Below are 3,844 nucleotides of genomic sequence, written 5' to 3'. Positions count from 1 at the left end.
TCGGTCGGCTTCAGATCATTCGGTTTCCCTCCTGTCTGCGACCCAAGCTACAGGGCTCCTGACTCCTGCCCTGGCGGGACTGGCTCCCGCTGGATGCGCCAGCCTTAAGCTGGACGCACTCTGTTCTCAGTATTCATCCGCATTTGCCTGATCGCGAGATCTCGGGGCCCGCCGCTCCGGATCAGGAGGCTTGGCTCCAAGCGCTGCTGCGTCTCAGGACATTCTGGAGCGCGGCCGTTGCAATAGCAACGCCCCTGAACTTGTCTCCCCGTCGCACACACCGCATCGCGCAGTCCGATTCGCTCTCATTCGTTCCTCGCGAGCCGATCTGCGTGCGGCGGAGAGTTTCCGCGTGACTTCGTCGCCCATCCCAAAGAACATCTCATTTGGAGTCTGCCCGTGGAATGCCGAATGCGGCCTCGCTTCGTTGTGGGCTTCGACATAGAACTCGATCAGGCGACGAAGGGCAGTAAGACTGTCCAGCGTATGGAGGTATAGCCATCCGTGCTTCAAGGATCGCCAGAATGCCTCGATCATCGAATTGGAAAATGTGATCTCGACTTGAGCTAGAACCCGTGTCAACTCCTGGCCGTCGATGAAATCATCGACGGCTCCGTTGACGTTCTCGCTTCCCGAGTCCGCGACAACGATCGCATGCCCGGGACAAACACTGAGTTGAGCGACAGCTTCACCCAATATCCGACAGGTCCCGCCGCCGCCGAGCCGTTCCTCAATTTTCCAAGACAGGATCCGTCTGGAGTAGTTGTCGATCACTCCATGGAGATACGCTCTCGTTCCATCGAGCAACCGGATGATGGTCACATCCAGGTGGAGGAGTTCACCGGGAGCCTTTGCCCGGATAGACCCGTTTTCAAGGGCGTCTCCACCCCGCATTCTTGACCAGTCTGTACCATGTTGATGGCGAAGCAAGGACTCTTCCGGTTCGCTGATCGTGAAGTGCCAGGTCTCGCAGAGACATGTGTCGGTGATCGTCGCTCTCGACCATCTTGCGCATGTTTTCGATTTCATCGGGAGTCAAGCGTGTAGGAACGACTCGCCGGCAGCTTGGCTGGTCATCGAGATCACACCCAGCTTCGGCGCGACGCCAACCGTGGTAGCGCGATGCAGAGAGACGAGTGATTCGCAGCGCTGCATTGAGCGGAAAGACCTTCTCTGACCGTTTGATCGCTCGCAAGAGGATCCTCTTTGCGTCCCCATCAGGCAGACGCTCGTAATCGAGTTGGATCCTCGACGTCCGAAGCATGGCGATCAAGAGACCAACGACCGCTTCGAGCAGAGGCGTTCGACGCCGATGCCGTTCGATCTCGCCAGTCAGCTCGGCATGATCGTGGGCTGCGAGATCGGAAGAAATCACCTCGGGTGCGCCACGGTGAATCCAGCTCCGAATGCTTGAGCGCGGGATGTTCAGCTCGGGGAAGAGGTCCCGATCGCCGGATTCGCAGATGGCCTCTTGGATTCGGTAGTCGTAGGTCCGTCGAGAGTGGGGAGCTGCCATCCGGAACGTATCGTCCGATGCCGGCGTGAGGGTGGGGCGGCTCGGAAATGTGCTGTGCTTTCAAGTCGTTGCAACTGCAACGGGTCGGGTCCAGAATGTCATGAGACGCAGCAGGGTGGAGTTGCAGACTGCTCTGAACGAGTTCGTCCGAAGTGAGGGCCAGCACGGGCTGGCGCAGCTCTTTAGCCTGCGTCACGATTTCCCCAACGCGTGGCACGCCTTCCTGAATCCGGCGGCAGGTTCTCAGGGGAATCCGACCTTGACAATGGAGCTTGAGGGACGTTTTCCCTTCTTCCTGCAGCACAAGACGATCACCATTGACGCACTGGAGCTATTTGTGGACGTGGAACGGGAGTCCTCCGGCGACTACAACGTATCGACGTTGAAACTGTCTCTCGAAGCCGGAACCGCAGAATCGATCAACCCGTTGCCTCTTGTCGCGTGGAAGGGGCTGCTGCGGGGGTCGGTGGCTCCGATTGGTCTGTCCGGTGACTGGACCCTGACTGGCTGGCTAGATGCCGGCGGTGAACCGAATGAGCGCCTCAATCCCGGGAGTCTCAAAGATATCGTAGTCGTCTGTCGCTATGCGGTTTCGTGAAATCTCAACTCGGCGCGCTGCAAACGATGGTGACGCGATCTTCTACGGCCGTGAACGACGGTTGGCAACCCCAAGTGGCTTCATCGAGTCCATGGACACGATCAGGTGCGGACATGCACCGTGAAGCGTCTGCTTCTCTTGAGTCGGAGGGACGGAGAGTATGAGTTCGTTACGAGAGGAGTTCATTGACTTCAAGGCCCTGCATCTAGCGATCGGGAGTTGTCGGCGCTGCCAAGAGATGGGCAAGGAGGTAACGAATCTTCAGCCACCCTGGGACCCCGTGCGGGGCGGCCGCAAAGGCCAGAAGTGGGGCATGCTGATAGGGCAGGCGCCTGGCGCCCAGGAGATGGAGGCCGCACTTAGGCGACAGAAGGGCAGACGCCCCCACAAGGAGAAGGGTGCGAACGAGAAGCCTGGTGCTATCGCATTTGTTGGACCTGCCGGGAAGCGGCTAAGGACGTGGCTGGAAGAGGCGGGCTTCACCGATGAGGAGTTCCGATCTCGCTTCTATAAGACCGCAGTCACAAAATGCTACCCGGGCAAGGCAAGGAGCGGCAGCGATCGCCGGCCGGGAGTGCGCGAGATCGATCTCTGCAGGCACTTTCTTGCGGCAGAGATTCAGTTGGTGAATCCAACGGTCCTCGTCCCGATGGGTGTGTCGGCGATCCAGTGGTTCTTCCCGCACAAGGGTCTCGATGACACGGTGGGAAAGAAGCTCGAATGGGAAGGGCGCGGGATCGTTTGCCTGCCGCATTCTTCTCCTGCGGCCGCATGGTGGAAGCACAAGGACAATGCGAAGCCTCTTAGCCGCGCCATCCGGCGCCTCGGCAAGCTCCGCCAGGAAACTACGCCGGAGTGACCAGTTGCCCAATAGTGACTGGATAGACCTAGCCCTCAAGGTTGCGACCCCGACCTTCGTATTTCTTGGCGGCCTGTACGCAATGTTCGAGTATCGACGGTTCCGTCGCTACGGTCACAAGATGGAGCTGGAGTTGGATTTCGACGTTATTCCGCTCCCGGGTCCGCCAGGTTCCTATGTTTTGGATATCAAGCCCAGAATCAAGAATCTGGGGCTTGTCCGCCAGTCTTTCCCCTTGATCTTTCTGTGGGCCTCCGCCTTGCGAGACACAGATGTCGAGGCAGCCAAGGAGGGTGACGGTCATCTCAAGATGCTTGACCACGTCCTGACGCCACGAAACCTCTCGAATCCGGAAGACCCCTACTTCGTGGATCCAGGCGTGAGTCAGGTCTTCCCGTATCAAGCGGTGGTTGAGACCACATCGAGCCACGTCAAGGTCGTCGTGTGTTCCTACTACCGCATTTCATGGTTCGCGGTTCCAGCTGCCAGATGGCGAAGGAAACGTCAGCTAAGGAGGGCAAGGAGTAAGGGAGACGAGAAGCAAGCGAAGTCAGTGGAGGAGACGCTAGAGCGTCTGGAGGAGTACCGTGTTGACTGGTTTCATACCGCAGTCTCTGTCAAGGCCGTACCCCAGAATGACCGTTGAGGAGCGAAAGCAGTCCACCGTGGTGCCCTTGGCTTCGGCTGCAAATATGCAGGCTTGACGATGACGAGGGCACTCCTCCAGCGTGGCCTGGTAGGGTCGAGGGCTGGCGCGGTGGTCCGTAAGGCGGTGGCCTTGTCTGTATCCCGGGTTTCCCCGTTCGTGCCCGTGTAGACCCCACCGTGACTCCGTTTCCAGCCCCCGCCACATCGAACGCAGCATGCGGAT

5 protein-coding genes are annotated in these 3,844 nt (G+C 59.0%); 3 read left to right on the top strand and 2 right to left on the bottom strand.

Annotated elements, in window-relative coordinates; genetic code table 11:
• Positions 1-213: 213 nt before the first annotated feature.
• Together GY937_21745 and GY937_21740 are read right to left on the bottom strand one after the other, a co-directional pair.
• Positions 214-894 carry a transposase family protein gene (locus tag GY937_21745; GenBank protein ID MCP5059336.1) on the bottom strand — a complete coding sequence of 227 codons (681 nt, stop codon included), beginning with the start codon at positions 892-894 and terminating at the stop codon, positions 214-216.
• Positions 872-1,516: a hypothetical protein gene (locus GY937_21740; GenBank protein MCP5059335.1), complete on the bottom strand. Its 645-nt coding sequence runs from the start codon at positions 1,514-1,516 to the stop codon at positions 872-874. Before GY937_21740 ends, GY937_21745 begins: the two co-directional genes overlap by 23 nt.
• A gap of 115 nt (positions 1,517-1,631) precedes the next feature.
• On the opposite strand from GY937_21740, the gene GY937_21735 reads away from it, so the two are divergent.
• The 3 genes from GY937_21735 (at position 1,632) to GY937_21725 (ending at position 3,619) form a co-directional block, all read left to right on the top strand.
• On the top strand, positions 1,632-2,114 hold the full coding sequence (locus tag GY937_21735; protein MCP5059334.1) for a hypothetical protein: 483 nt from the start codon (positions 1,632-1,634) through the stop codon (positions 2,112-2,114).
• Between the two features lie 160 nt (positions 2,115-2,274).
• Entirely contained in the window at positions 2,275-2,973 is a 699-nt protein-coding gene (locus tag GY937_21730; GenBank protein MCP5059333.1) for a hypothetical protein, read from the top strand.
• Positions 2,974-2,977: 4 nt separating this feature from the next.
• Entirely contained in the window at positions 2,978-3,619 is a 642-nt protein-coding gene (locus tag GY937_21725; protein ID MCP5059332.1) for a hypothetical protein, read from the top strand.
• Positions 3,620-3,844 lie beyond the last annotated feature (225 nt).

It is taken from the genome of bacterium (genome assembly GCA_024228115.1).
GTDB lineage: Bacteria > Myxococcota_A > UBA9160 > UBA9160 > UBA6930.
This window is presented reverse-complemented; position numbering and strand designations above follow the sequence as displayed.

Excerpts from the sequence above, each read along its gene's own strand:
- GY937_21745 (MCP5059336.1), bottom strand. The coding sequence starts at position 894 with ATGCGGGGTGGAGACGCCCTTGAAAACGGGTCTATCCGGGCAAAGGCT.
- GY937_21740 (MCP5059335.1), bottom strand. The coding sequence starts at position 1,516 with ATGGCAGCTCCCCACTCTCGACGGACCTACGACTACCGAATCCAAGAG.
- GY937_21730 (MCP5059333.1), top strand. The coding sequence starts at position 2,275 with ATGAGTTCGTTACGAGAGGAGTTCATTGACTTCAAGGCCCTGCATCTA.